The 25870-nt window shown below is 51.9% G+C and carries 23 protein-coding genes; 17 read left to right on the plus strand and 6 right to left on the minus strand.

Annotated features, from left to right (window positions below; all coding sequences use genetic code 11):
- Positions 1-98: 98 nt before the first annotated feature.
- Entirely contained in the window at positions 99-1292 is a 1194-nt protein-coding gene (gene thiI / locus ROJ03_RS02610) for a tRNA uracil 4-sulfurtransferase ThiI (RefSeq protein ID WP_313725433.1), read from the minus strand.
- Positions 1289-2425 (minus strand): cysteine desulfurase family protein, encoded by a 1137-nt coding sequence (locus ROJ03_RS02615; protein ID WP_313725434.1) that lies wholly within the window; start codon positions 2423-2425, stop codon positions 1289-1291. Before ROJ03_RS02615 ends, thiI begins: the two co-directional genes overlap by 4 nt.
- A gap of 115 nt (positions 2426-2540) precedes the next feature.
- Here ROJ03_RS02615 and ROJ03_RS02620 point away from each other — a divergent pair, with 115 nt between their 5' ends.
- Complete coding sequence (locus tag ROJ03_RS02620; RefSeq protein WP_313725435.1) at positions 2541-3605, plus strand: 3-dehydroquinate synthase family protein; 1065 nt, start codon at positions 2541-2543, stop codon at positions 3603-3605.
- 1 nt (position 3606) lies between these two features.
- Here the strand turns inward: ROJ03_RS02620 and ROJ03_RS02625 are convergent, their stop codons facing one another.
- A complete protein-coding gene (locus tag ROJ03_RS02625) occupies positions 3607-6114 on the minus strand; it encodes an ATP-dependent RNA helicase (RefSeq protein ID WP_313725436.1) in 2508 nt (835 codons plus the stop codon).
- A 5-nt stretch (positions 6115-6119) separates the two neighbouring features.
- Positions 6120-7460: a histidine--tRNA ligase gene (gene hisS, locus ROJ03_RS02630; protein ID WP_313725437.1), complete on the minus strand. Its 1341-nt coding sequence runs from the start codon at positions 7458-7460 to the stop codon at positions 6120-6122.
- A 112-nt stretch (positions 7461-7572) separates the two neighbouring features.
- On the opposite strand from hisS, the gene ROJ03_RS02635 reads away from it, so the two are divergent.
- Positions 7573-8823 (plus strand): poly(A) polymerase, encoded by a 1251-nt coding sequence (locus ROJ03_RS02635; protein WP_313725438.1) that lies wholly within the window; start codon positions 7573-7575, stop codon positions 8821-8823.
- Here the strand turns inward: ROJ03_RS02635 and ROJ03_RS02640 are convergent.
- Positions 8820-9692: a hypothetical protein gene (locus ROJ03_RS02640; protein ID WP_313725439.1), complete on the minus strand. Its 873-nt coding sequence runs from the start codon at positions 9690-9692 to the stop codon at positions 8820-8822. The two genes, ROJ03_RS02635 and ROJ03_RS02640, sit on opposite strands and share 4 nt — an antisense overlap.
- Before the next feature lie 86 nt (positions 9693-9778).
- On the opposite strand from ROJ03_RS02640, the gene rsxC reads away from it, so the two are divergent.
- From rsxC to ROJ03_RS02715, 15 genes are all read left to right on the plus strand, one after another.
- Complete coding sequence (gene rsxC, locus ROJ03_RS02645) at positions 9779-11089, plus strand: electron transport complex subunit RsxC (RefSeq protein WP_313725440.1); 1311 nt, start codon at positions 9779-9781, stop codon at positions 11087-11089.
- Positions 11086-12180: an RnfABCDGE type electron transport complex subunit D gene (locus ROJ03_RS02650; RefSeq protein WP_313725441.1), complete on the plus strand. Its 1095-nt coding sequence runs from the start codon at positions 11086-11088 to the stop codon at positions 12178-12180. Before rsxC ends, ROJ03_RS02650 begins: the two co-directional genes overlap by 4 nt.
- On the plus strand, positions 12177-12734 hold the full coding sequence (locus tag ROJ03_RS02655) for an FMN-binding protein (RefSeq protein WP_313725442.1): 558 nt from the start codon (positions 12177-12179) through the stop codon (positions 12732-12734). Before ROJ03_RS02650 ends, ROJ03_RS02655 begins: the two co-directional genes overlap by 4 nt.
- Positions 12731-13363 (plus strand): electron transport complex subunit RsxE, encoded by a 633-nt coding sequence (rsxE, locus tag ROJ03_RS02660; RefSeq protein ID WP_313725443.1) that lies wholly within the window; start codon positions 12731-12733, stop codon positions 13361-13363. Before ROJ03_RS02655 ends, rsxE begins: the two co-directional genes overlap by 4 nt.
- 1 nt (position 13364) lies before the next feature.
- The gene (rsxA, locus tag ROJ03_RS02665; protein ID WP_313725444.1) at positions 13365-13958 is read left to right on the plus strand and encodes an electron transport complex subunit RsxA; all 594 of its coding nucleotides are present in this window, start codon (positions 13365-13367) and stop codon (positions 13956-13958) included.
- 10 nt (positions 13959-13968) lie between these two features.
- On the plus strand, positions 13969-14769 hold the full coding sequence (locus ROJ03_RS02670; protein ID WP_313725445.1) for an RnfABCDGE type electron transport complex subunit B: 801 nt from the start codon (positions 13969-13971) through the stop codon (positions 14767-14769).
- A 3-nt stretch (positions 14770-14772) separates the two neighbouring features.
- The gene (locus ROJ03_RS02675) at positions 14773-16677 is read left to right on the plus strand and encodes an alpha-amylase/4-alpha-glucanotransferase domain-containing protein (RefSeq protein ID WP_313725446.1); all 1905 of its coding nucleotides are present in this window, start codon (positions 14773-14775) and stop codon (positions 16675-16677) included.
- Positions 16678-16692: 15 nt separating this feature from the next.
- A protein-coding gene (gene prfB / locus ROJ03_RS02680) for a peptide chain release factor 2 (RefSeq protein WP_313725447.1) occupies positions 16693-17797 on the plus strand; the annotation gives its coding sequence in 2 pieces (ribosomal slippage) (positions 16693-16761 and positions 16763-17797; 1104 coding nt in all).
- A gap of 2 nt (positions 17798-17799) precedes the next feature.
- Entirely contained in the window at positions 17800-19074 is a 1275-nt protein-coding gene (locus tag ROJ03_RS02685; RefSeq protein WP_313725448.1) for a hypothetical protein, read from the plus strand.
- Positions 19075-19093: 19 nt separating this feature from the next.
- Positions 19094-19963, plus strand: coding sequence for a signal recognition particle-docking protein FtsY (gene ftsY / locus ROJ03_RS02690; protein ID WP_313725449.1), 870 nt, complete (start codon positions 19094-19096; stop codon positions 19961-19963).
- Positions 19960-20928, plus strand: coding sequence for a hypothetical protein (locus ROJ03_RS02695; protein WP_313725450.1), 969 nt, complete (start codon positions 19960-19962; stop codon positions 20926-20928). The genes ftsY and ROJ03_RS02695 overlap by 4 nt, the downstream gene beginning before the upstream one ends.
- A 5-nt stretch (positions 20929-20933) precedes the next feature.
- A complete protein-coding gene (locus ROJ03_RS02700) occupies positions 20934-22100 on the plus strand; it encodes an FtsX-like permease family protein (RefSeq protein WP_313725451.1) in 1167 nt (388 codons plus the stop codon).
- A complete protein-coding gene (locus ROJ03_RS02705; RefSeq protein ID WP_313725452.1) occupies positions 22084-22782 on the plus strand; it encodes an ABC transporter ATP-binding protein in 699 nt (232 codons plus the stop codon). Before ROJ03_RS02700 ends, ROJ03_RS02705 begins: the two co-directional genes overlap by 17 nt.
- Entirely contained in the window at positions 22779-23954 is a 1176-nt protein-coding gene (locus ROJ03_RS02710) for an ABC transporter permease (protein ID WP_313725453.1), read from the plus strand. Before ROJ03_RS02705 ends, ROJ03_RS02710 begins: the two co-directional genes overlap by 4 nt.
- A 26-nt stretch (positions 23955-23980) precedes the next feature.
- Positions 23981-24904: a ribonuclease Z gene (locus ROJ03_RS02715; RefSeq protein ID WP_313725454.1), complete on the plus strand. Its 924-nt coding sequence runs from the start codon at positions 23981-23983 to the stop codon at positions 24902-24904.
- Here ROJ03_RS02715 and ROJ03_RS02720 read toward each other — a convergent pair.
- Complete coding sequence (locus ROJ03_RS02720; RefSeq protein WP_313725455.1) at positions 24901-25830, minus strand: hypothetical protein; 930 nt, start codon at positions 25828-25830, stop codon at positions 24901-24903. The two genes, ROJ03_RS02715 and ROJ03_RS02720, sit on opposite strands and share 4 nt — an antisense overlap.
- Positions 25831-25870 lie beyond the last annotated feature (40 nt).

Below are 25870 nucleotides of genomic sequence, written 5' to 3' on the forward strand. Positions count from 1 at the left end.
AATGCCTCCGAACTACTACAACACTACCCGATTCACCCCTATCCAGTATAGGGATATTCTAGAGTTTTATACACATATGGAAAAAGTGTCTAGATACTCTACTCCCTACGGTTTCCATCAGGTCCGAAATCAAGGGTTTGGGTCTCCTCAATTGCTTTCTCAAGCAGGGGTTCAATACCCATCGAGACAAAGTGCTCAGTCACGCTTTTCTTGTTTGGCCTGACTAGTGGGTGCTTGGGACTGAAGATGACACAGCAATCCTCATAGGGGAGTATGGAAGTCTCGTAGGTGCCGATGGCCTTTGCAAGGGTTATGATCTCAAGCTTGTCCATCCCGACGAGGGGGCGTAGGACCAATTGGTCGCTCATGCTGTCGGTGAAGGCCATGCTCTCCAGTGTTTGGCTTGCAACCTGGCTCAGCGCTTCACCTGTCACGATTGCCATGCCTTCCTGCTTGAGGGAGATTGCATTGGCAACCTTCATCATTGCCGCCCGGAACATGAGGGTGTGTTCATCCTCGGGGCTATGCTCCCTGATCCAAAGCTGGGGCTCGGTAAAGGGAACGACGTGCAACCGTGTTCCTTGCAGGTACGGGGCTATGAGGGAGGCTAGCTTCTCCACCTTTTCCTGGGCAAGCTCACTGGTGTAGGGGTAGGCATGGAAATAGATGCACTCCTGTTTCAGTCCCCGTTGGCCCATCATGTATGCGGCCACAGGACTGTCGATGCCACCGCTGAGCAACAACATCCCCTTGCCTGCAGTGGTTACCGGCAGTCCTCCAGGACCCGGCTGGGGGGAGGTGTACAGGTAGGCCATGTCACGAATCTCGCAGAAGATGACCTTGTCAGGATACTTGGCATTGACTTTCATGGAAGGGTAGGCGTCAAGGACGACACCACCGAGCTCACAGTCGATTTCGTAGCTGTTCATCGGAAAGAGCTTGTCAGCTCTTTTAGTCTCGCTCTTGAAGGTACCCTCTCCCGATGCGAACGGTGGTTCCTTGATGAGGATGGCCGCGACCTTCTTGATAGCCTCGATATCCTTTTCGCAACGGAGACATTTTGAAAATCCCACCACGCCAAAGGTTGTCCTGAAGGCCATCAATGCCTGTTCCTCAGGACACTCGTTGCTGACCTCAAAGTAGAGTCTTCCTTTCTGTTTGGTTACAAGGCTACGGTACGGTTTGAGCTTGTTCTTTATGTTCTGCTTGAGCCGTTTCTCGAAAAAGTCACGGTTGAGGCCTTTCAGTGATATTTCCCCGAGTCTGACGAGGTAGAGGGTCGAATCTTTCATGTGAGCTCCCTGTATATGGTTTGTATTGTCGAGCTAAGCAATTGTGCGCTTACTATGGTAGTATCGTAGGAAAAAGACAAGCGCAGGCTGCTTTTGGCATCTTCAGGCCTGACTTGCATCGAAGCAAGCACTCCCTGGCTTTTCTGTTTGGAGTTGTTCGAGCAGGCAGATCCTGCTGAAACACAAAAACCCTTGGCATAGAGCATGCGGGTGAATACTTCACTGGGCCAGGGGTGCACCGAGACAGTGAGTATATACGGTGAGCACAGTTCTGATGGGGAAAGGATAGGCAGGAAAGCGAGCTCCTCTCGTAGAAGCGAGTGTATGGCCTGCACCTGTGAGAGATGCTCCTCCTGGTTGGCCATTGCATCCTCCAATGCTGATGTCATGGCTGCAATGCCACTGAGGTTCTCCGTGCCACCTCTCAAGCCGTTTTCCTGTTCGCCCGCCCGGTTGAGTGCTACTAGGGCTGGATTTGTGTTGTATAGAATCCCAACTCCCCTGGGCCCATGGAACTTGTGGGCGCTGAAGGCGGCACTGTCCACTCCCAGGTCGGTCAGGGAGAAGGGGATCTTTCCGAGTGCTTGCACTGCATCGGTATGGAAATGTATCTTCCTTCCACTCTTTTGCTCAAATGAACGGACGACCCGGACCAGGGCAGCCACGTCCAAAATGGAGCCTACCACGTTGTTCACGAGCTGGCAGCAGACCAGGCGTGTCCTCTCTGTAAGGGCAAGCCCAAGGTCTGAGGGGCGTACAAATCCTCCGGGTGCATCGAGGTAGATTACCTTCCAGCCAAGAGCCTTCAAGAGTGTCCCATACTCCTTGACAGAGGGGTGTTCGATGTTGGTCAGTATCGCCTCGGCCTTCTGGGGTTTCCAGACCAGATGGTTGAGGACGATTGCATTCGATTCAGTCCCTCCGCTGGTGAAAGTCAGGGTGGAGGGGGGGACAGCCAGAAGATTTGCACACACGGTACGTTTTTCCTCTAGCAGGGCCTTCGCCTTGCGTCCCTCCAGGTGAAGGGCCGAAGGGTTGCCAATATAGGAAGATGCAGTATAGACGTATGCATCCATGGCTTGTTTGCTCATCGCCGTGGTAGCTGCATTGTCAAAATAGTGTATGTCGGTCATGGCTGGTATTGTCCCCGAATTCAACGATAAATTCAAGCTGATTATAGGAAAGTAGGGAAGCCCTCTCTCATTTTTCATCTTGTTATTCCCCTCCACAAACGGTATAAATGGTGATATGAATACACTACGCACGGTAACGCTTGATAATGGCAAGGAGACCGAGATATTCCTGGCCGATGACCTGAAGGATCTTTCCGCCCATTTGGGTGGATATGGTCGCTCGGTACTTTGGGTATTTGATACCAATACTGCAAAACTGTTCAAACAGCTGCCCCCAGTCCATGTTGTCCTGGAGAGCGGTGAAAGCTCCAAGAACTTTACCTCCCTGGAAAGGATCCTCTCCACTGCCATGGATGAAGGGCTCGCCAGGGATGGCAGGATCATCGGCTTTGGGGGAGGAGTCGTCTGTGACATGGCAGCCTTTGCAGCCTCTGTCTACATGCGGGGTTGTCGCCTTACCCTGGTTCCCACCACCTTGCTGTGCATGGTCGATGCAGCGGTCGGTGGCAAGACCGCCATCGATTTCAAGGGCCTGAAGAACATGGTCGGCTCCTTTTACCCTGCTGATGAGGTGCTGATCTGTTTTGACACCCTACGTACCCTCAGTGAGAAGGAGTTCCTCAACGGGCTTGCAGAGGTGGTCAAGCACGCCTTGCTCAGCCAGGATGAGGAGCTGTACAAGCTTCTTCTGACAAAGAAGAACGAGATCCTTGCCCGTGATGGTGAGACGCTGCGCCATCTTGTGGAACTCTCCCTGGATGTGAAGATTTGGTATATAGAGCAGGATCCCAAGGAATCGCTTGGCATCAGGCAGATGCTCAACCTAGGGCACACCTTTGGACACGCCTTGGAGTCTTCCTCACATTTTGGGCTTTTCGGGCACGGCTCTTGCGTGGCCTGGGGGACAGGCAGGGCTCTGGAAGCTGGGGCCAGCCTCGGGATTACCGACAAGGCCTACGCCACCGGTGCTACAAAACTCTTCAAGTCCTTTGGCTATGACATGGATTATCGCATCGGTCGTGGTGACTGGATAGATTTCAAGGAACACCTTTCCAAGGACAAAAAGAAAGAGGCCGGAAAAGTGCTCTTTGTCCTGATGGAAGGTCAGGGCAAAGCCACTCTCAAGCCTCTTGAGCTGCAGATGGTGCAGCATCTGGTTATCGCGAAACCGATATTCTAGTCTATTCGACCAGTTTCAACAGGTTCCCATAGAGCTTGCCAGTCTGTTTGGCAAGCTTTTCAAGTCCTGCATCCTCAAATCGGTCAGCAAGCTGCAACAGGTTGTACAGTGACTCATCGAGGGCATCGAAGCCGTCATGGTTGAAGGTAAAGCGGAAGTTTCCATCCCCACTCTCCTCAAAGGATACAAAGCCAAGGCGCTTGCGTTCCTTTTTGCTTTTGCAGAGGGTCAATATCCACTTCAGGTTATCCACCAAGGCCTGCCCGTCATTGATGGTGAAGACACCACTGGGCGGGTTGTCCAGGACTCCCTTGGCCAGGTCAATCTTCTCATGCAGGTCGAGGATGGAGAAGAACTTGTCCCCGTAGTGGATGTAGAACCCCTGCCATATGAGAGCTGCAGAAAAATTCTTTGGTCTTTTGGGGGCCTTTTCGTTTGCTTGGTAGAGATATGCGAGATCTTCCAGGGGAATGATGGCGACCATACGGTTCTTCTTGCCCTGGGTGACGGTAGGGTAGGTGCGCTTGTAGACAGAGACGGTCGTCTTGCTTTTCTCTTCCCGCTCGATCTTCTGCTCTTCCTGCTCCAGCTTTCTCTTTTCCCTTGCAGAGATTTCTGTTTTCTCTGGTCTGGAGATTCCGACCAACTGCTTGTAGATATCGGGTGAAATGTCATCCAGCCACTCTTTTTCCAGGGGGCTGACAGAGCGGGCATACATCCGGCTGGTCTGTACGATCTCTCCGGCTATGATGAACTGGGGAAGGGTCTTGAAGTAGGCACTCCCCGGATGGATGAATACCTGGTTTGCCGTAAGGCTCTTGTACATGTTTCTGTCTGTCCTGATGCAGATGTACTGCAACAGGCCGCTTGCAATGCAGCTCAGGTATTCACGGATGTTCCCGCCATGGGTGAGGGGAAATCCAATCGCTCCGCAAATCTCACCAAGCTGTTCGTCAACATGGACGATCTCCTGCATGCCCTGGAAGTCGAGGTAGTACTTCTTGCAGAACTTCTGCCTGGCTTCCTTGGTGGTGTTTGCCGTGTACTGCTTGAATAGGTTCAGGTATTTGACAAAGTCACCATACTCGGTGGTGCTGAATCGTTTGTGTGCCGCCCGCGAGAGGTCCTCTTCTCCAGGGACAAAGAGGAATGGGTTCTTGGTGGAGAGGAAGGCAACGGCAATAAGCACCTCTTCCAGGACATCAGGGTAGTGAACCAGGGCCTCTACCAACACACGGGAGTGCCTTGGCAGCAAGGGGAACTTGCACATCAGGGCCCCAACCGTGGTTAGGCGGCGGTTCTCGTCGATGGCACCGATGAAACGCAGGGTCTCCTCAGCACTGGTGATGGCGCTGTTCTTGGGTCGGGTGATGAAGGGGAAGTGCTCATAGTCGTAGATGCCAAGGTCGCTCATCCTGAGCACTACCTCGCTGAGGTCGGTCCTGAGGATCTCCTCGGTACCGTAGAGCATCCTCTCCTTGAAATCCTCTTCGCTGTAGAGGCGGAAACAGACACCTGGTGCCGTCCTTCCTGCCCGGCCCTTGCGCTGGTCACAGCTGCTTCTGCTGGTAGGAAGCGGAACAAGGGAGGAGGTGAAGTCCTTCTGGTTGTAGAAGTTGATCTTAGCAATGCCGGTATCGATTACGGTGGTGATGCCGTCGATGGTAACCGAGGTCTCTGCGATGTTGGTGGAGACGACTACCTTGGTCTTTCCTTCGCCTGTCTCGTTGAATACCGACTCCTGCTCTTCCTTGCTCAGCCGCCCAAAGAGGGGGTAGATTTCCAGAAGCTTGTCAGGGTCTGCCATGTAGAGGCTGTTGACGCAGGCTGTGATGTCAAACTCGCCACTCATGAACACCAGGATATCCCCACCATGTTTTTTGGCCTGTGCCATGACAATCTTGGTGATGGCCTCGACCTGGTTCTCGATGTTTTCCTGTTCAAGAGGACGGTAGAAAACATCGATGGGGTAGATCTTGGAATCTATGCTGATGACCGGTGCATTGCCGAAGAACTGGCTGAAGACCTTGGTATTGATGGTTGCGCTGGAGATGATGACCTTGAAATCGGGTCTGTTTTTCATGACATCCTGCAAGAGACCGAGGATGAAGTCGATGTTCAGCGACCGTTCATGGGCTTCGTCCACGAGGATTACCCCGTAGTTTTTCAAGAGGGGGTCAGCCTTCAGTTCCATCAGCAGGATCCCGTCAGTCATGACCTTGATTTTTGTATTGAGGCTTGTTGTATCGTCGAACCGCATCTTGTATCCGACGAAATCAAGGTCCTTGTTGACCTGCTTGCGGATGAAGTCCGAAACGCTGAGGGTGGCTATCCGCCTGGGTTGGGTGATTCCCACCATGAGCGAGTCAGTATACCCGGCCTCATGGAGGATTATGGGAAGCTGGGTTGTCTTTCCGCTTCCTGTAGGACTTTCTACGATGATTACCTGGTTGTCCTGTAGTGCATTGAGAATTTCCTTCCTGTGTTGGTACACAGGCAACATTTTCATATCTTTCAAAATAATTCCTTTGTGATGATGGCAATGGCTTCCTCGATGGAAATCATCGGGTGCGACTGCCGTGTTTCTAGGTTCTTGAGGCTTACCTTCCCAGCCTCTCTTTCTTCTTTCCCGCAGCTCAGGCCGAAGGGTATGTGGTTTGCCTCTGCGTACTTGAACTGGGCTGCCATCTTCTTGTCAAGAAGGTAGACGTCGGTACGGATCTTCCTTGCCCTGAAGGTGCGGGCAAGCTGGTCATACCAGCTGCGAAGGGTGGCATCCTGGCAAAAGATGATAAGGTCGGACGAACTAGCTTTCTTTATGAGCGGGCTGTCCAGCTCTTCCAAGGCTGCAAGGAGGCGGTCAAGCCCGATGGAGGACCCGACACCAGGGAGCTTCTCTTTGGTATAGAGGGATGCAAGGTCGTTGTACCGTCCTCCACTGCATACCGACCCGAAGTGGGGTAGTTTGGTGAGGAAGGTCTCATAGACGATACCGGTGTAGTAGTCCAGGCCCCTTGTAATGGACGGGTCAAGGGTAAAGTGGGTTTCGATGCCGGCCTCCTGGAGGTAGGCGTAGATCGTCCTCATCCTTGAGGTGTGTTCCGTCTCATTTCCTGCAAGGGTAGAGAGGCGCTCCAAGGTTGTCAGAAAACTCTCGTCAGGGTTTTCCTTGGTGATGTACTGCACGATCATCTCCGCCTTCTTTTGGGAGGAGGTAATCTCATGCAGCAAGGAGACTACCTCTTGTTCTCCGATCTTTCGCAGCTTGTCGACGCATCTGAGGATTTCGACACTCTTCTCCTCAACCTCCAGATGGGCCAGGAATGCGTTGAACAGGCCCCGGTGGGCGATGCAGAACTGGAAGTCAGTAATTCCCATGACGGAGAAGGAGCTCTCCATCATGGAGAGGATCTCGTAGTCGGCCTCTGCGCTGTCAGTACCGACAATATCAAAATCACACTGGGTAAATTCCCGGAATCGTCCTTTCTGGGGGTTTTCCCCACGCCAGACCTTGTCGATGTGGAATCGCTTGAAGGGTAGGGAGAGTTCATTCTGGTGTTGGGCCAAAAAACGGGCAAAAGGGACGGTGAGGTCGAAGCGAAGCGCCACATCACGTTCCCCGTTGTCAAGGAAGTGGAAGATCTGCTTGTCGGTCTCCCCTCCGCCCTTACCGAGCAGCACTTCAGTGTATTCCAGTACAGGAGTGTCTATCGGTACAAATCCATACAGGGAGAAATGTGCTTCAAGTTTATTGATAATGGCTTTCTTCGGTATCTCCATGGATGGCAGAAAATCACGAAATCCCTTCAAAACTTTGGGTTCAATGATAGTCCGCCTCTCTCTTTCATCTCTCATTATCTCATACTCCTGTTGTGCTTTTGACCTGGATGGTGTACAAATAGTGTATAACGAATCGCTGGTGCTCTGCAATATGCGGTTCTTTCCTATATTATACATTGAGAGCAGTATGCTGATTAGATACAAACAAGACGAAAACGGAAAAACAGTCCCGGTTGCGAACATTTACACCCAAAAGGAGCATAAGATTAATTATGCTCTCCTTGACAGGGATGCCGTCTGGGCGATCAAGAAACTACAGCAGTCAGGGGCGGAAGCCTACCTCGTGGGTGGAGCTGTACGTGACCTCATGCTAAACCAGATCCCCAAGGATTTTGATATAGCCACCAGTGCATCTCCCAGACAGATCCAACGGCTGTTCTGGAATGCCCGGATAATCGGCAAGCGCTTCAAGCTGGTTCACCTTGTCTTCAAGGACAAGATTCATGAGGTCTCCACCTTCCGTAGCGGCGAAGAGGCAATGGAAGGGAACAACAATGTGTTTGGTTCCATAGACCAGGATGCAAAGCGCCGTGACTTTTCTGTCAACTCCTTCTACTATGACCCGACCACCAACCAGTTGCTGGACTTCAACAATGCGATGGAGGATTTCAAGAAAAAGCGGATCAGCTCCATCATCCCCTTGGATGAGTCATTCAAGGAAGATCCTGTTCGGATGATCCGGGCCATCAAGTACTCGGTAACCACCGGCTTTGCCTTGAGGCTCAATATCCGCATGGCAATCCGCAAGCACTGCAATGAACTTTCGAGGACCTCCAGCAGCCGGCTGACTGAAGAGGTGAACAAGATCCTCGCCTCCGGCCATAGCCGTGAGATCTTCAATGAACTACAGAAATACAAGCTTCTGGTCTTCATGCTCCCCTGTTTTTCCATCTACAGCAAGTTTCCCCAGGTGCAGTCAAGCCTGAAGAACTTGGATGAACGGGTGATGTTGGCCAAGGCGAACAAGGGCTCGCAGGTCATGCTTGCCGATATGATCAAGGCCCTGGTTGACCCACTCATTGTATTTGCCGATGACCAGTTGACCATTGATGAGCGTTTCAAGGAAACCTTCAGACAGATCAAGGTGCTCATAAGCCCCATGACCCCGTCGAACTATGAGGTGGAACTGGCCAGTGAACGGCTGCTGACCGAGCGTGGGTTCCGTACTCCCCGCAACTGTGTACGTAACCAGAGGCCTGCAAACAAGCCACCGCAGAGAAGGGGCCCGTCAAGGCCCAAGCGAAGCGAAGGTTCAGGCGAGGTCTCTGCAGTAACCAAAAAGAGAAGAAGCAGAACCAGGGGACCCAAACGAACCGGTGAGGGAACCGGTGGGCAGCAGCCTGCTGTAACCACCAGTGCAGAGGCCCACGACCTTTAGGCCCACTCCTCGATCTCAATGTTTACGCTGGCTACAAAGATTCCGCCATATTTTTCCAGGCTGTCAGCAATGTACTCCTGCAGTTCGCTAAGGGTGGTGGCTATGTGGTGTTGTAGTGGCACCCGTAGCTTGACCGTAAGGGCATAGCCCTCGCTCTTTATCACTACCTGCACCCGCTTAACCTTGATTTGGCTATCAAACTCATCGAGGCAGTGGGCCACCATCTGGGTGAGGGCAGCCTCACTTACGGTGGCTTTCCCATATTTGCTGAACTCGGGCCGGACAATGGTCTTCTCGAAGCTCATGTCCCTCTTCTTGAAGGGGGTGCGGTGCTTTTTCTTGAAAAAGACCCGCATCGTGTCATAGACAATCTGTGGATAGTTTCGGGTGATCTCTATCGAAGGGACAGGGATTACATGCTTGCCTTCCGTATAGCGGATGCGCATGGCGGTCTCGATCTCCTCTTTGGTGGCAATGTCCTCTATGCGGAGCAATTTTTCCGGTTGGGGCAGGTTCAGTCTGCTGGCTATCTTGTAGACCATTTTTTCGCTTGTACCAATCAGCAGTATCTTGTGGAATTTTTCTTTCTGTATTGCATCGATTACCTGCTTTTGATGTTCAGCGTCATCAAAAACCGCAGTCCTTACAGCGGAGAGGACATTCTCCTCGCGTTTGGCTGACTTGCCTGCAAGGATACGGTCGCCGCGGATGAGCAAACCGTCATCAATGATGAGGTCAATGCCATATTTTTGTGCCACAAGTTTTGAACGAAAGCTTTTTCCTGTCCCGCTTTTTCCAACGAGGGCATACACTTTCGTTCTCTTGAGCTTCCAAAAAGCATACCTAAATATTCGATTCATGGTTTCCATTATACGTATTTTCCTGTACAATAGAACCGCATTTCGTAAAAATTCACTCATAGAGTTTATGATCATCATAGTAAGGAGCGTTTTCTATGCAGAAAGTGCCTACGTTCAGCAAGGGTGGTGTGCATCCAAGCGACAAAAAGGTATTTAGTCGTTCGCAGCCGATAGAACGACTTCCCATGCCTAGCGAGTTGCTGGTCTCATTGTCACAGCATCTTGGTGCACCGGCAAAGGCCCTCAAGGCCAAAGGGGACACCGTCAAACGGGGAGAGAAGATTGGACAGGCTTCTGGTTTCATCAGTGCCGATGTCCATTCACCAGTAAATGGTATCGTCAAGGAGATCCGAAAGGTCACCTTGGCAAATAGTGTGACCTGCGATGCTTTTGTCATCGTTCCCGATACGGAGCAGGATGCAGAACCTACCGAAACCTTCGATTGGAAGACCCAGGATAGTGCCCAGTTGCTTGCACAGGTCAAGGACCTTGGAATCGTTGGGTTGGGTGGGGCAACATTTCCCGCCCATGTAAAGTTTTCCATCCCCGCAGACAAGAGCGTGGATGCATTTGTGGTAAATGGTGTAGAGTGCGAGCCCTACCTTACTGCAGACTATCGCATCATGCTGGAGAAAGGTGATGAGGCCTTGCAAGGGGCTATGATCGCAGCAAAGATCATCGGTGCAAAACGCATCATCATCGGCATCGAGCTGAACAAGGTAGACTGCATCGAGCACCTTTCTGCAATTGCCCAGAGCAAGGGCTATCCCATTGAAGTCATGGGCCTGAAGATGAAATACCCCCAGGGGGATGAGAAGCAGCTGCTCAAGGCAACCATAAACAGGGAGATTCCTTCGGGCAAGCTTCCCCTCGACATTGGGGCTGTAGTTGCCAACGTCGGTACCTGCTATGCGATATATGAGGCTATTGTCCTGCACAAGAGCCTGTATGAACGGGTCATCAGTGTCACCGGGGAGTGCATCGCACAACCCAAGAACATCCTTGCACCCATCGGTACCAAGGTCAGTGATCTTCTCGCCTTCTGTGGTGGGTTCTCCAGTGAGCCCGAAAAGTTGGTAAGCGGCGGTCCCATGATGGGCTTTTCGTTCTTCAGTGAAGATACCCCGATAGCCAAGGGCTCCAGCGGCTTGCTTGCCCTTGCCCCCCAGAAGAAAGAGAGAACCACCGTATGCATAAACTGTGGACGTTGTGTGGCAGCCTGTCCTATTGGATTGATGCCTTCACATCTCTATCGATACATCATAAACGGCCAGTATGAGAATGCGATGCAGCATAGCCTCATGGATTGTAAAGAGTGTGGCTGTTGTTCCTATGTCTGCCCGGCTCACCTTCCGCTGGTGCATGGGATGAAGACAGGAAAGAAGTTGGGGAGAAAAAAGAAATGAACAAACCCTCTTTGACAGTATCGTCATCACCGCATATCCATGCGAAGGCCGATACTGCATCTATCATGTGGAGTGTCTCCTTGGCACTTGCTCCTGCGACCCTCTGGGGTATCTATGCCTTCGGATTCCGTTCGCTGCTGGTCCTTGCCGTAGCAATCCTGTCGGCTCTGCTGTGTGAGCATCTGTTGGGCCGCTTCTCTAAGGAATCCACCCTTTGGGATGGTTCTGCCTTCCTTACCGGCTTGCTGGTTGGAATGAACATGAGCCCGACCGTTCCTCTCTACATTCCGTTTGTCGCAAGCGCGTTTGCCATTTTCGTGGCCAAATGGACGTTTGGTGGCCTTGGGGCAAACTGGGTAAACCCAGCCCTTGCCGGTCGTGTGTTTGTCTTTTTTTCCTTCACCACACCGATGAGCCACTACAAGCTCCCCAGGACTCTCGCTGCGTTGGTACCCGAGTCCTTGAGTTCAGCAACCCCACTCTCCTTTGCCAAGACAGCATTGGCTTCCGGCAAGTTGGGAATGGATTCCAATGCCCTGCTTGCCCAAGGTGGATATCCATCGACCAGTTTTGCACAATCCATCGCTTCGGCTACGGGATTTTCCCCTTACTCAATTGACGCCTTCCTAGGCAATGTCGGCGGATGTATCGGAGAGGTCAGTGCAGTTCTGTTGCTTGTTGGCGGAATCTATCTCTTTGTGAAGAAAATCATTACTTGGCATGTACCTTTGACCTACCTCGCCTCGGTTGGCTTGCTCAGCTGGGTCTTCGGTGGAATCCCCACTGAATTGGGCTTGTTCAAGGGCTTCTTCTTCCCATCCCTGTTCTCGGGCGGTCTCATGCTTGGTGCACTGTTCATGGCTACAGACTACGTAACCTCTCCCATCACCCATAAGGGTCAGATCATCTTTGGTCTGGGCTGTGGTTTCTTTACCTTTTTGTTCAGATATTTCGGAAGCATGCCTGAGGCGGTCTCCGTCTCTATCCTGCTGATGAATATCCTCACGCCAACCATTGACCGGTATATCAAACCCCGTAAGTTTGGCGATACCAAGGAGTATCGCAAGCAGCTTAAGGAGGCGAAGATATGAAAAAGAACCTGAAATATGCATTCATCCTGCTCTCCATCTGTGCTGTCTGTGCCTTTGCCCTTGGATACACCAATTCCATTACCGAGCCTGTCATCGCCCGTCAGGAGCTTGAGAAGAAGACTCGGGCCCTGGAAGCTGTGAGCAACGGCTGGACCATCGGTGAACAAGAGAGTGTCGAGAGTGTTCCCTACGTCGTGTACTCGCTTCCCCTCACCGAGGGCGATGCCACCACAGGGTACATCGTTGGTCTCAAGGGCTCTGGATACGGTGGTGAGCTTACGCTCGTTGCCTCCTATACCCTTGACGGAAAGATGCTCTTTGCCCAGATGCTCGCAAACAGCGAGACCCCCGGCCTCGGCAAGAAAAGCGAGCTGAAAGGATATATGGACAAGTTTGTAGGGACAGGGGCAACCAAGCCAGTTCCCACAACCAAGGACATGCTCAACAGTTCCGATGCTGCCGCAGTAAGTGGGTCCTCTGTAACCTTTATGGCAGTTGGTAAGGCCATTAGGGGTGGTAGTGACTATGTAAAGACCCTGGGAGGTTCAAAATGAAAGGAAACCACATGAAGGAACTGACCAAAGGCTTCTTTGAGCAGAATCCGGTTTTTATTGTTGTTCTGGGCCTATGTCCTGTTCTTGGTGTATCGACACAGGTCTCCAATGCCATCGGCATGTCAGCAGGGGTATTCTTTGTGCTCCTGTTCAGCAACATCATCATATCGTTGCTTCGCAAGGTAATTCCTGCAAGCATCCACATCCCTGCTTACATTGTCGTCATCGCTTCCTTGGTTACCGTAACTGAGATGGTGATGCACGCCTTTGTCCCTGCAGTCTACAGTGCCTTGGGTGTCTACCTTCCCCTGATCGTTGTCAACTGCATCATATTGGGAAGGGCAGAGGCATTTGCAAGCAAGAACACTCCTCTTGACAGTGCCCTTGATGCCATCGGAATGAGCATCGGCTTTGCCATGGGCATTACGCTGATTGCCTTTATCCGCGAGCTGTTCGGCTCAGGTACCATCACCTTGTTTCCCGTCGGTGGATTCAGTGGTGTCATAAATATCCCTTGGTTCTATGACAACCCTGTCAGGGTCATGGCACTTGCACCTGGTGCACTGTTGCTCATGGGATATCTGAAGGCATTCTTCGACTGGAAGAGCTCACGAAAGAAGGGTAAGTAACATGTCCTATATTGCAATACTCATAACATTCATTTTTATCAACAACTTCATCCTCGTCCAGTTCTTGGGCCTGTGCCCCTTTATCGGGGTCTCCAAAAACAGCGAGAATGCCATTGGCATGGGAGCTTCGGTTACCTTTGTCACCACAGTAGCATCTGTGGTGACCTGGGCGATCTACTACTATCTTCTGGTTCCCTTCAACTTGCAGTACCTGCAGACGCTCTCCTTTATCTTGGTCATCGCATCCCTGGTACAGCTTCTTGAGATGGTCATCCAGAAGATTAGCCCTCCCTTGTACAAGGCCCTGGGAATTTTCCTTCCCTTGATCACCACCAACTGTGCCGTCCTGGGTATCGCGATCATCAACATAACCAGTGGGTACAATGTGATGGAAGCCTTTACCGCGGGTCTTGCTGCCGGTCTCGGTTTTACCCTTGCGATTGTGCTGATGAGCAACATCCGCGAGAGGCTTGACCTGGTGCCTGTACGCAAAGCATTTCGTGGCATGCCCATTGCCTTTGTCTCTGCAGGTTTGATGGCCTTGGCTTTCATGGCATTCGACAAGGCACTCATCACTAATCTGCATCTGGTATAAGGAGGGAGCCATGAATATTTTACTCGCTGTTTTGGTAATAGCCCTGTTGGGCGGTCTGTTCGGTTTTGGCCTCTCCATTGCTGAGAAGAAGTTTGCGGTCAAGAAGGATCCCAAGATCCTGGCCCTAGAACCCTTGATGCCTGGTGCCAATTGTGGTGTCTGCGGCTATGCAGGGTGTAACGCCTATGCAGCAGCTGTTGCCCTTGGTGAGGCACCGATCGGCCTCTGTTCCCCTGGTGGTTCGTCCCTCAACGAGAAGATGGCTGAGATCATGGGCACAAAGATTGAGGCAGGCGGTGATACCCGCAGAAAAATTGCCCACGTCATGTGTCGGGGAAATACTGAGTTTACAACCAAGGACTATGCGTACGAAGGCATGAACGACTGCAATGCAGCCGCCCTGCTTTTTGCCGGTGACAATGGCTGCAAGAATGGCTGTATGCATTTGGGTAGCTGTATAGCTGTCTGCCCGGTAGATGCCATCTCCAAAGACAAGGATGGCTACATCATCGTTGACGAAGATTTGTGCATCAGTTGCGAGAAATGTACACAGATCTGCCCGAACGGGGTCATTCAGATGATCTACGAGGATAATGAGTATGCCATTGAGTGCAACAACCACGATCCTGGTGGAAAGATCCGCAAGATTTGCAGTGTTGCCTGTATCGGTTGTAAGATTTGTGAAAACAAGTTTCCAGAATCTGGATGTAAGGTCGATAATTTCCTTTCCACATTCACCCAATCTGTGCCACACTCTCAGATAGCGGAAGCCGCCGAGGCTTGTCCTACGAAGTGTATAATCAAGCGGTAGGGAATGAAAGTACTGATAGGTGCCTATAGCCAGATCCCAGCAGGTTCTCCAACTCCCGTTTTCGAACGGGCGTTGGTTTCTGTGTTGAAACCTCTGTTGACCTATCTGTACAACTCTGAGCAGGATGCTGTACTGCAGCTCTACCTGAGCAGTTTCCTCATGGACTGGTTGGAGAAGAACCATCCTGAAGTCAACATGCTCATATCCGACCTTGTCAGAAGGGGTAGGGTGGAGCTGCTCTCAGGTTCCTACCACCAGAGTGTCCTCTCCCTGCTCACCCCAAAGGACCGCTCAAACCAGATAGAGATGAATACCACCTCCATCCGGAAGCGGTATGCACAGCGAAGCAAGACCCTCTGGTGCTATGGGCAGTATTTCAATCCAGTCTATATCAATACGCTCGCGCTTTGCTGCATCGACAAGATCGTGATCTCCACCCATAATGCGATCCAGGGGCAGGACTACCTCCAGGAGCCTTTCCAGATGCAGGAATTGGGGAAAAACGTGCAGATACTCCCCACTGAAAACGGTGTCAGCCAATTGGTGCAACAGTATGGCTCTGGTGAGATCAGCTTTGGACACCTATTGAGCCGCATCAGGCTTCTGATGAATGACCCCTCCAAGAGGTTCTGCTTTCCGATGATCAATATTGACCAACTCTGCCAGGGCAACATAACAGAAGCGCAGAGCGAAGAGCTGTTCTCCCTGTTGTACAGCTATAGCCCCATCTCCATCGAGGAGGTCAATGATCCCAATGAGCCCACCCAGAGAGGGTATCTGCAGGCAGGCCTCTATGGATATGACAGCCTCACCTCTGGTCTCTCCAGCTTCAATGATCTCTTTGTACAGGATGAGTCGCTTCAGTACCTCTATGGAAGATATACCTCCATGTGGGAATCGGCACGCAACTACAAGAAGGACAAGGATGTTCGCAAGCGCCTGGAGATCCTGCTGCAAAAAATCTCCATCGGTGCTCCCTACATCTGTGATGCCAATGGCTCCATGCTCCGTTCCTCGGTGAGGAAGCTTGTCTGGCGCTATCTCAACGAGGCCGATGCCGTACTTTCTGCCCTTCCTGACCATACCTACCCGGTAAGCACTGACTATGATGGTGATGACCTGGATGAATTCCTTACCATAGGCAAGAACCTCAGCGCAGTCGTTGATGCAAAGGGTGGCTCCTTGAGTGAGCTGACCTACCTACCTTCCCTCTACAACTACGGCGATACCTTTGTTCCTCTCAAGGGTCTGGGCTCCAGCCGGAACCTCCATGCACCGACTCCCGGAACAAAACAACGGGTATTCACCGATGTCTTTTTCCCCATCTCGACCCCCTTGTACGAATACCAGAAGGAGAATGGGCAGCAGTGCATCGACATGGGAAGGGTTGTCTATGATGTCTCGGTACTCGACCGCAGAAATACTGAATACCTGGCCCAGGCCAATTGTGATGCCAATCACATCCTGTCCAGCTCCCTTTCCATCGAGAAACGGTTCAAGTTCAGGCAGAATACGGTTCTGGTGGAGCTTACCCTCATAAACACAGGCGATGAGACCATCCAGAGCATGTATGGTTGTGAGGTCCCCCTCTCCATAGGTTCCAACAAGCCTACGATTTCCTTCTCCCTAATGGAAGAGAGAAAACTCACCCCTTACGAGGAAGCCGAAGTGGTGGTCAATGAGGTAAAGTCCTTCAAGATCTTTGATGAACCCAACAATACCATGATCACCCTGGTTTCCGATACTCGCTTTACCTTGCTGAAAGAAGATTATACTATTGACTATAAGACGACGTTGGGTGAGGAAAGCCTCTACCAACACACCTTATTCATGCCTGTATGGCGGTTGGACCTGGCCCCAGGTGCACATCAGAAGCATACGCTTGGACTAAGGCTGGAACGAAAATAATATTGAGGAGTCCCTATGTATTTCCAGAATAGATCACAGTTTGAGGATATGAAAGAAGAAGCCTATACCGTATGGAGGCGTCTTTGACTCCTCCAACCTGTTGGAACGAATTTCAGAGTTGGAAAAGAAGACCTTGGAACCAGGATTTTGGGAAGACAAGAAAGGCGCTGAAGCACTGTTCGCCGAGCTCAATGGCCTGAAGGATGCCTACTATCCGTGGAAGGAACTCATCGGCAAGATGGACGAAATGGCCGACCTTATTGCGATCTATGCTGATGAACCTGAAAACAAGGAAGAGCAGGATGAGATCAATGGCCAGATAGAGGATCTCCAGGAAGAGTACGGCAAGCTCAAGCTCAAGACCCTCCTTGATGGGCAGTTCGACAAGAGCGACTGCTTCCTCACCATCCATGCGGGCACCGGCGGGACAGAGGCCAGTGACTGGGCTAGCATGCTCATGCGCATGTATCTTCGCTATTGCGAGCGCAATGGTTTCAAGAACCAGATCCTCGACCTCCAGGAAGATGAGGGTGGCATCAAGAGTGTTACCATGAAGGTAAGCGGTTCCTATTGCTTTGGCTATCTGAAAGGTGAGGCTGGGGTGCACCGTCTGGTGCGGATCAGCCCCTTCGATTCACAGAAACGCCGCCATACCTCCTTTAGCAGTGTCTATGCATCCCCTGTGGTGGATGACACCATTGAGATTGACCTCAAGCCCGAGGATTACCGACTGGATACCTACCGGGCCGGAGGTGCGGGAGGCCAGCACGTCAACAAGACCGACAGTGCGGTAAGGCTTACCCACTTTGCTTCCGGGATCGTGGTACAGTGCCAGAATGAACGTAGCCAAGGGATGAACAAGGAATTGGCCTTCAAGGTGCTCAAGAGCCGGTTGTATGAATACTACAGGGAAGAACGTGAAAAGGAACAAAAGAAGACTGCCATCGAGAAAAAAGAGATAACCTGGGGCAGCCAGATCCGTTCCTATGTTTTCCAACCTTACACCATGGTAAAGGACCATAGGACAGGGGAGACCATCGGCAATATTCAGGCGGTCATGGATGGTGCCATAGGCCCATTTATCGAAAGCTATTTGCGGTGGTCGAAAAAGGAGGCATAGGGGTGAGGCTGTTCCCGCTTAGGTTGGCAGTCATGGGCATGCTCCTGGTATGCCTGCCTTTGTTTGGCGAGCAGGTCTCCTATTCCGTCGGCATCCTCTCCTTGCAAAGTGGCACCGAGGCTTTGGAAAGTTTTGTGCAAGAGGTTGGCACAGGATATGCCAACCTCTTCACTATTGCACCTACTTCCTATTCTGAGTATCTGCTTGCAAAGCAGGAAAGATCTTCTGAGATGATGAAAAACGAAACCATCTCCCTCTCCTATGCCAAGCATTCCCCCCTGGAGCTGGAAAAGGCTTCCAAGGCAGAGCTGCCTGCCCTGGTCGAACCCCCATATCCTCTTGGTGTGACCTACCGCACCTTTCCCTTTGAGGAAAAACGAGCAACGATGTTGGGGACGTTTGAGGCTTCCCGACCTTGGTTTTGTTCCAAGGAAGGTCTGGATGCCCTGCTGTTGATACAGACGACAGAACTTGCCTCCGTAAAGCGAATCAGGCTCTTCTGGTATGATGCGCCTTCTTCCAGTACAAGACTTATCTTTGACCAGGTGGTCGTAAAGCAGGACCTGAGGGAGAAGAAAGAGGATATCGCCCTGGCTTTGCTGCAAAGGACAGCCGGATCAGATGCCTCGATGCTTGTGTTCGACCAGCTTGGTCCTGCAGTGAGGATAGAGGCAAACAATGAGGACCTCATCCTGAGCGGCTCCCATACCCTGGTAAAGCCAGGGGAATTAGTACTCACCCTCTCCAGTGTTGGATATGCCAGCCGTACGGTCAGCCTGACGGTGCAGCCTGGTACGATCACCCACATCCCAGGTTCGCTGAAACCATTGGATCTGGGCTCCATCGAGCTTGTTTCACCCTTTGGCGCGAGCAACTGGTATGTACAGGGATCCTTCCTCGGCAATGCATCAAGCATTACCCTTGGCCAGTACTCCCTCCCCATGCTTGTCGTTGCCCAGAAGGATGGGTTTGCAAGCAAGACCATCCAACTCCAGAGTCCCACGGACTCGCTTCTTGTCGAACTCAAACCTGAATGGATGAGCAGTGTTGAGCTCCTTGAGGAAAAACAGAGGGGCTTCTATAAAAGTTTGCGAAATACTATGCTGGTTTTTGGACTCTATGTGGCTTGTTCCACACTCTCTGAAACGTTCGAGGTGGCAAACCCGTTGTGGCAGCCACTGCTGGTTGCGACAAGTGGCTTTGCCCTTGTCTCCTCCTTGCAAACAATCATGAATCTTGCTTCCTATGCATCCCTTGCTGGGTCAAGCGTACGGTAGCACTCTGTTGGAGAATGCAATGCTGAAAGGATTTGGTTCAAGGCTAAAGGCCCTGTTTGGAGTCAAGAGCTTCAATGAGAAGTTCTATGAGGATCTTGAGGATTTCCTGATAGAGGGGGATCTGGGGGCAACGCTTGCCATGGAAATATCCGATGAGTTGCGCAAGGTAGCAAAAAGTGAAAAGCCTGCCACACAACAGGACCTCCAGCAGATGATGAAACGCCTGCTCGCTACAAAGGTAGAGGCGTACACCCCTGAAATAGACAAGAACAGCCTGACGGTGTTCCTGATCCTCGGGGTCAACGGGGTTGGAAAGACCACCTCCATCGCCAAGATGGCAAAGATGTACAAGGACCAGGGCTATGATGTCATGCTTGCTGCCGGGGATACCTTCCGCGCTGCCGCCATTGACCAACTTGAAGTACATGCCCAGCGACTTGGCTGCAGGATCGTCAAGCAAAAGAATGGCAGTGACCCTGGCTCTGTGGTCTATGATGCCATCACCTCTGCCCAAGCCAAGGGGGAACAGCTGATCCTTGTCGACACTGCAGGGCGAATGCACAACAAGGAGAACCTGCTTCGGGAACTCTCCAAGATAGACAAGGTCGTAAAGAGTAGGGGTGTTGATGAGGCGCACTACAAGAAGTTCCTGGTGATCGACAGCACGACCGGACAGAATGGGATCAGCCAGGCTGACCTCTTCAATCAGGCTGTCAAGCTCGATGCCTTGATCCTCTCCAAGTATGACTCGCTTGCAAAGGGTGGTGCACTGGTCCAGATCGGCCAGAAGTTCGGCATCCCCATCTCCTTTGTGGGAACAGGGGAGACCTACTCGGACATGCATCCTTTCGACAAGGACGAATTTCTCGACACCTTGGTAGGCCTATGAGAAGGCTATCCTCCTTGCTGCTGTTCCTGTTGCTAGTTTCTTCCCTGCCAGCCCATCAGGATCTGGTATCCAACAGTATCGGACAGCAAAGAGGCAGCTATGGGCAGGATAGCGAGTATAGACTCACCCTCGATGGGGAGAGCTCGATACTCTTCCATCTTGAAGCCCCTGTTTGGGAAAAGACGGAGAGGCAGGAGGGTAGTGCCCTGATTGTCAGTACCCACACCTTCTCCGATGATTCGGTGAAAACAGAGCACTATCTGGACAACCGCCTCATCTCGGAGGCCGAAGGGAACACCACCCGCTACTTCTACTATGAGGATAGCGGTATCCTGGGAAAGACCACCGTGGTGGAAGATGGCCTTCTCCTTGAGATGGAACTCTATGCCTACGATGCCATAACCAAAGGCCTGAGTGGGATCCTCACCATAACAAAAACAGGAACTTCCATCTCCTATTTTGACAGTTCATCCTCCAAAAGCTGGTTCTCCTACCTCAAGGATGGTCAGTTTGAGAAGGTACTCCAGGTAACGCCCAACCTTCAGGCCAAGGAGGTCTGGAACAGGGATACGCTTTTGGAGTCGGTAAGGATTGCCTACCTCCCACAGGGAGGCCTTGAGCTGACAACAGAGAGAAACGGCCAGGAGGTACGGGAGGTGTATGACGAGCACGGACTACTCATATCTCGCATTTCTCCTTCCCTAACGACTGGATACCGGTATAATGATGAACGGGTCCTTGTTGAGGAGAGTGAGGAGGATCTGAAGGGATCGAGGCGGGTATCGGTCTATGTGGAGGGCAGGCGCGTGCAGGAAAAGCTCTATAGGGATACAAACCTCGAGAAGGAGACACGCTTTTTTGAGGACAAGGGAAAGGTCGAGACCTTGTATGACAACAATCTCCCCTATTGTGACATCACCTACGCTCTGGATGGCAACCGTGTGCTCTCCATCAGGTACAGGTAGCCTGTATGATGGTATTTTTGGCAAGGCGGTATGCGTTCTCCTCAGAGAACCGGCATAGGATCACCAGTGTACGCATTGCATCTGGCCTTGCCCTCTGTCTGTTTGCCATAACGATGGTGTTGGCGTTCATGCAAGCCTTACAGACCAACCAGTTTGAGGACATCAGGACATTTGAGTCGTTTGATGTCCATATCCCACTCTCCTTTACCGACCTCAAAAAAGGCGCTGCCTTGGTAGGGGAGCTGCAAGAGCTTCCGCTGGTTGACCATGCCTTCCTCTACAGCGAGATACCTGTCCTTCTCCAGGGGCTTGATGGTTCTACCCTTGCAGGGAGGATCCGTGCCATCGAAAGCAAGGGGCCCTTCGCTGAACAGCTGCATCCCTATCGCGGGCAGCTCTTTACCCCGGGAACCCTTGCCTCATCCTACCTGCATCTTTCCTCAGTGAAACTAGGGGAGAGCGTGGAGGTAACCCTCCTGAAGAAGGGCAAGCAGGCTACGGTGATCCCCACCCAGAAAAGCCTCACTGTCGGATCCATCTTCTATACGTCGATGTACGACTTTGATAGCAGCACCTTCCTTACCGATCTTCCGACCCTCTATTCGCTCAATGAGAATGCCCCTCTTTCTGTTGGGATATTCTCTTCTGCAAAGAGTGAGGCTGTGGCAAGGCAGGTCAGGCAGATGGATCCTACCCTTGAGCCTGTAACCTGGAAAGAGGCCAATGCTTCCTTGTATGGGGCGATGCAATTGGAACAGGGCATGATGGCCCTGATGTTGTTCTTGATGATTGTCGTCATTCTCATCCACATCCGAAACAGCTCGAAACGTCTTCTTTTGGCCAAGCAGAGGGAGATTGCGATGCTTCGGTCGATGGGGCTGCCCAAGAGGCGGGTACAGCAGCTCTTTGTTCTGCAAGCATTGATCGTCTCTGCAGTAGGGGCGATCAGTGGTGGTTTGCTCTCCTTCTGTGGGGTCCTGGCCTATCCTGCCTTTTCCGAGTATATCTACACAAGCCTTGGTGTTCACCTCAAGCTGGTGATAAGGCCGCTTGATTTGCTTTTCCTGGTGGTCCTCGTCCTTTTCTTCAGCGGCATTGCCTCCTATCTGGGGACACGCCGGATCCTGAAGGCCGATATCATGGAGATGTTTGCACATGATGAAGTCCAATGAAGTTCTCTCCCTACAGGGGGTTGGCAAGAGTTTTCCTGCTACGGCCCGCGGCGGGGAGCCTATTGAGATCCTTGATTCCATTAATCTCAGCCTGTTTTCAGCAACCAGCGTTGCCATTACGGGGAAGAGTGGTTCCGGGAAAAGTACGATGCTGCAAATCAGTGCCGGACTGCTCTCACCCCAGAGGGGGAAGGTGCTCTTTTCAGGCCAGGACCTCACAGCCCTCGGGGACGATAAGCTCAGCACGATTAGGAGCCGTTCGATGGGGTTCATTTTCCAAAGCAGCCTCTTGCTCGATGACTTCACAGCCCTGGAAAATGTAGCAGTCCCTGCCATGATCGCTGGCATTCCCCAGAGGGTGGCAAAGAAAAGGGCCAAAAAACTGCTGGAGAGCGTTGGGCTGGGGGACCGGTTGGACCACAAGAGTGACCAGCTGTCAGGAGGGGAGAGGCAGCGGGTTGCAATTGCCAGGGCACTGGTCAATGACCCGCTGATCCTGTTTGCCGATGAGCCCACAGGTTCCCTGGATGAGAGGAACGCAGAGCTTATCGAGAACATGTTGTTCGCCATGGTTGCCGAAAAAGAGGTTGCCCTGATGCTCATTACCCACAACAAGGCCTTTGCCCTTCGTTGCGACCGGGTCTATAACCTCCACAACCGATCTCTGGAGGTTGTACAGTGAGCTCAGCGCTGGTCTCCATGCTCATATCCCGCAAGCTTGGCATCCACAGTAGCCGTTCTGCAAAGAAACGGATCCTGTACAATGTCTTGCTGGTCACCCTGGTAGTTGCATCCCTGGTATTTGCCCAGCTCTTCGTTGTCTCGATGAGCAATGGCATTGCCAACAAGTATGCACTGCTGGGCAATGGCCATCTGCAGGTGCATGAGAAACCTGGGACCACTATACCCACCCATCCTGAAATTGTCGATGTACAGCTGGTAGCCCAGACCTTTTCCTTGGTATATAGCCCTTCCAAAAACCTCATGGTCCGCCTCAAGGGGGTGGAGAGCTCCTATTTCAACGAAGAGAGGAAGCAGGCGCTGACCTTCCTTGACCCCCCTCTCGATGCCAATGGTTCCACGCTGCCCCAAGTCCTACTGAGCACGACACTTGCCAACCTATTGGGCGTAGGGCAGGGGGACAGGATTGCCCTGATGATGATCAACAACACTAGCTTGAGGCCCCAGCTTTGCATCGTAGGGAACCTCTATGATTCTGGGTACAAGGAACTGGATGAGAATCTGATGTTTTGTGACATCTCCCTGATGGAGAAGCTCTTCTCCACCAAGGCCGATACCTATTATGAAATTCTTGTTGCGAACAATGCCATTAGGCCTGTCCGCCAGTTTCTGGAGGGGGAAGGGCTTTCCGTGACCTCCTGGGACCAGGAGAACTATGCTGTGGCAACCAACCTCGAGACCAGCCGGCAGGCTGTATTGGGGGTCATGATCGTCGTTGCAATCCTCTGTGGGTATTTCATCAGCGAACTGAGTAGGGAACTGATCGAGGATGACAAGAACAGGATTGCCCTGCTCAAGCTGCTTGGGGCAAGCAACGCTCTCGTAAGGAGTGTATATTTCTCCACTGTGATGATAGTTACCCTCATCTCGATCCTGCTTGGGACTGCGCTGGGAATCCTGCTGGGTCTCAATCTGGGATCGATGCTGTCATGGCTCGCCCTCCGCTCGATTCCCGCACTTTCCTTTTACCTGCTGGACTTTCCCGTCACCATTCCCCTTCTCGATATTGCTAAGATTGTCCTGGTTCTTGTCCTGGTCAGTGCCTTGTCGGTTGTCTGGAGCATACGAAGAGTGAGGAAGATTCCCTTGTTGCAGAGTACCCGCTTTGACTAAGCTAGGTTTTTCTATATACTACCACCATGAATTTTGAAGTATTTGCTTTAGGGACCAGTGGTATGATGCCGCTGCCCAATAGATTCCTTACCAGTGCCATGGTCAGACGTGACGGCGAACTCTTTTTGTTTGATTGTGGGGAAGGGACTCAGATATCGTTGAAGATGCTCAACCTGAAATGGAAGAAGATCAACTCCATTTTTATCAGCCATATGCATGCCGACCATGTAACAGGACTCCCTGGCATGCTGATGCTCTCCAGCCAGGTGGATAGGAACGATCCGCTGACCATCTATGGACCCGCCCGGCTGAAGGAGTACATCGATGCAAACCGCAGGATCCTTGACATGTATATCAACTACGAGATCGTCGTCAAGGTCGCCAATCCTGGCATCCTGATCGACAATGAGGAGTATACGGTATCTGCATTTGAGCTCAGCCACACCAAGCCTTGTGTTGGCTATGTGATGGAGGAGAAGTTACGTCCCGGTGAGTTCCATCCTGAACTTGCCGAGGAGCTCGGTATCCCCAAGGGGCCTTTATGGGGACGTCTGCAGAAAGGTATCCCCGTCACCCTTGACGATGGGAAGGTGGTTGAACCTTCCATGGTCATGGGACAGGCGCGGGAGGGAAGGAAGTTCAGTTTCGTCACTGATTCCCTCTACCTGCCATCAATTGCCGAGCATGTGAAGAAGAGTGACCTGTTGTTTTGTGAAGGGATGTTTTGTTCTGACATGGAAGAGACAGCCAAGGAGAAGAAGCACATGACATCAGAGCAGGCGGCCCGTATTGCCAAGGAGGCTGAAGTCAAGCAGCTTGCCCTCATCCACTACAGTCCCCGCTACAATGACTGGGAACTGAAGTTCCTGGCTGAGGATGCCCAGAAGATATTCCCTTCCACTATCCTTACCCGGGACAGGATGTGCTTTGATATTCCCCTGAAATCCTAGGCCTGGTTATCGTCCTCTTCAAGGACGCATGCAGCCTCTGCTTCATGCAGGAGCAGGGAGCTGTCCAGTACCCTGCCGTTTCGTGAGGCAAACCCAATCTGCAGGGAGGAGCCTGAGAACTCCTTCTTGCAGCTATCGATCAGGGAAAGGGTAAAGGAGCGGGCTTCCTCAGCGTTGTAGAAGGGAAGGATCATTGCAATCCGGCTGTTTGGCAGGGAGAAGCTATAGGCAAGTTCCCCACTGAGCATGAGCATCTTGTTTGCGATCTGCTCTGCCGGTCCATGGCTGACATCGATGAGGACCAGGGTGAGGTCATAATCCATTTCCTGGGCATTTTCCAATTCGAGGGAGAGCATGGAGGCAAAGTCGGTGCTGTAGGTCTTGGCCGTCACAGCGGGTATGGCAACCTCTGCAACCGGCTCGATGTTCTCGACAACGGCAGCGGTCGTGATAGGAGCAACCTCTTCCTTTTCTGCCCTCTCAGCTATCGTGTAGGTAGGCTGCATGACTTCGCGGATCACCGGGGTAGGTGCGATCAGTTCATCTTCCGGTGCGGGGGAACTCTCCTGCATCTCCTTGCGCGATACCAAGGGCTGGCTGAAGGCCATCTCATCGGAATGGCGATGGGCAGGATCGTCTCCAGGAAGGGTGTAAAAGGGTTTGTCATAGGCATTGGGAGGAAGCTTGTCCACCTCGTCGGCGTAATCTTCATCACGCTTTCTGGCGACCAACACACCGATCTCAATCATAACCAGTCCGATGAGCAAGGGGAAAAGCTTCACCAGAACATCATATATCTGCTCTTGATTAACTGAGTAAAGGGGAAGCAGGTATCTTGAGGCAAGATAGAGCAATCCCAGTAGGATAAAGACAGTTATAAACAGGCTGAGCAATATTTGACGGCCGTAATGCTTGTTTTCGGACATTGGAACCTCCAGAAGTGAACTTTACACGTACATAAAAGGT

Source organism: Sphaerochaeta sp. PS, assembly GCF_032144095.1.
Classification (GTDB): Bacteria; Spirochaetota; Spirochaetia; order Sphaerochaetales; family Sphaerochaetaceae; genus Sphaerochaeta.

What these genes read in the sequence shown, in the direction of transcription:
- thiI (WP_313725433.1), bottom strand. Translation starts at nt 1,292, where the DNA reads ATGAAAGATTCGACCCTCTACCTCGTCAGACTCGGGGAAATATCACTG.
- ROJ03_RS02615 (WP_313725434.1), bottom strand. Translation starts at nt 2,425, where the DNA reads ATGACCGACATACACTATTTTGACAATGCAGCTACCACGGCGATGAGC.
- ROJ03_RS02620 (WP_313725435.1), top strand. Translation starts at nt 2,541, where the DNA reads ATGAATACACTACGCACGGTAACGCTTGATAATGGCAAGGAGACCGAG.
- ROJ03_RS02625 (WP_313725436.1), bottom strand. Translation starts at nt 6,114, where the DNA reads ATGAAAATGTTGCCTGTGTACCAACACAGGAAGGAAATTCTCAATGCA.
- hisS (WP_313725437.1), bottom strand. Translation starts at nt 7,460, where the DNA reads ATGAGAGATGAAAGAGAGAGGCGGACTATCATTGAACCCAAAGTTTTG.
- ROJ03_RS02635 (WP_313725438.1), top strand. Translation starts at nt 7,573, where the DNA reads ATGCTGATTAGATACAAACAAGACGAAAACGGAAAAACAGTCCCGGTT.
- ROJ03_RS02640 (WP_313725439.1), bottom strand. Translation starts at nt 9,692, where the DNA reads ATGGAAACCATGAATCGAATATTTAGGTATGCTTTTTGGAAGCTCAAG.
- rsxC (WP_313725440.1), top strand. Translation starts at nt 9,779, where the DNA reads ATGCAGAAAGTGCCTACGTTCAGCAAGGGTGGTGTGCATCCAAGCGAC.
- ROJ03_RS02650 (WP_313725441.1), top strand. Translation starts at nt 11,086, where the DNA reads ATGAACAAACCCTCTTTGACAGTATCGTCATCACCGCATATCCATGCG.
- ROJ03_RS02655 (WP_313725442.1), top strand. Translation starts at nt 12,177, where the DNA reads ATGAAAAAGAACCTGAAATATGCATTCATCCTGCTCTCCATCTGTGCT.
- rsxE (WP_313725443.1), top strand. Translation starts at nt 12,731, where the DNA reads ATGAAAGGAAACCACATGAAGGAACTGACCAAAGGCTTCTTTGAGCAG.
- rsxA (WP_313725444.1), top strand. Translation starts at nt 13,365, where the DNA reads ATGTCCTATATTGCAATACTCATAACATTCATTTTTATCAACAACTTC.
- ROJ03_RS02670 (WP_313725445.1), top strand. Translation starts at nt 13,969, where the DNA reads ATGAATATTTTACTCGCTGTTTTGGTAATAGCCCTGTTGGGCGGTCTG.
- ROJ03_RS02675 (WP_313725446.1), top strand. Translation starts at nt 14,773, where the DNA reads ATGAAAGTACTGATAGGTGCCTATAGCCAGATCCCAGCAGGTTCTCCA.
- ftsY (WP_313725449.1), top strand. Translation starts at nt 19,094, where the DNA reads ATGCTGAAAGGATTTGGTTCAAGGCTAAAGGCCCTGTTTGGAGTCAAG.
- ROJ03_RS02695 (WP_313725450.1), top strand. Translation starts at nt 19,960, where the DNA reads ATGAGAAGGCTATCCTCCTTGCTGCTGTTCCTGTTGCTAGTTTCTTCC.
- ROJ03_RS02700 (WP_313725451.1), top strand. Translation starts at nt 20,934, where the DNA reads ATGATGGTATTTTTGGCAAGGCGGTATGCGTTCTCCTCAGAGAACCGG.
- ROJ03_RS02705 (WP_313725452.1), top strand. Translation starts at nt 22,084, where the DNA reads ATGATGAAGTCCAATGAAGTTCTCTCCCTACAGGGGGTTGGCAAGAGT.
- ROJ03_RS02715 (WP_313725454.1), top strand. Translation starts at nt 23,981, where the DNA reads ATGAATTTTGAAGTATTTGCTTTAGGGACCAGTGGTATGATGCCGCTG.
- ROJ03_RS02720 (WP_313725455.1), bottom strand. Translation starts at nt 25,830, where the DNA reads ATGTCCGAAAACAAGCATTACGGCCGTCAAATATTGCTCAGCCTGTTT.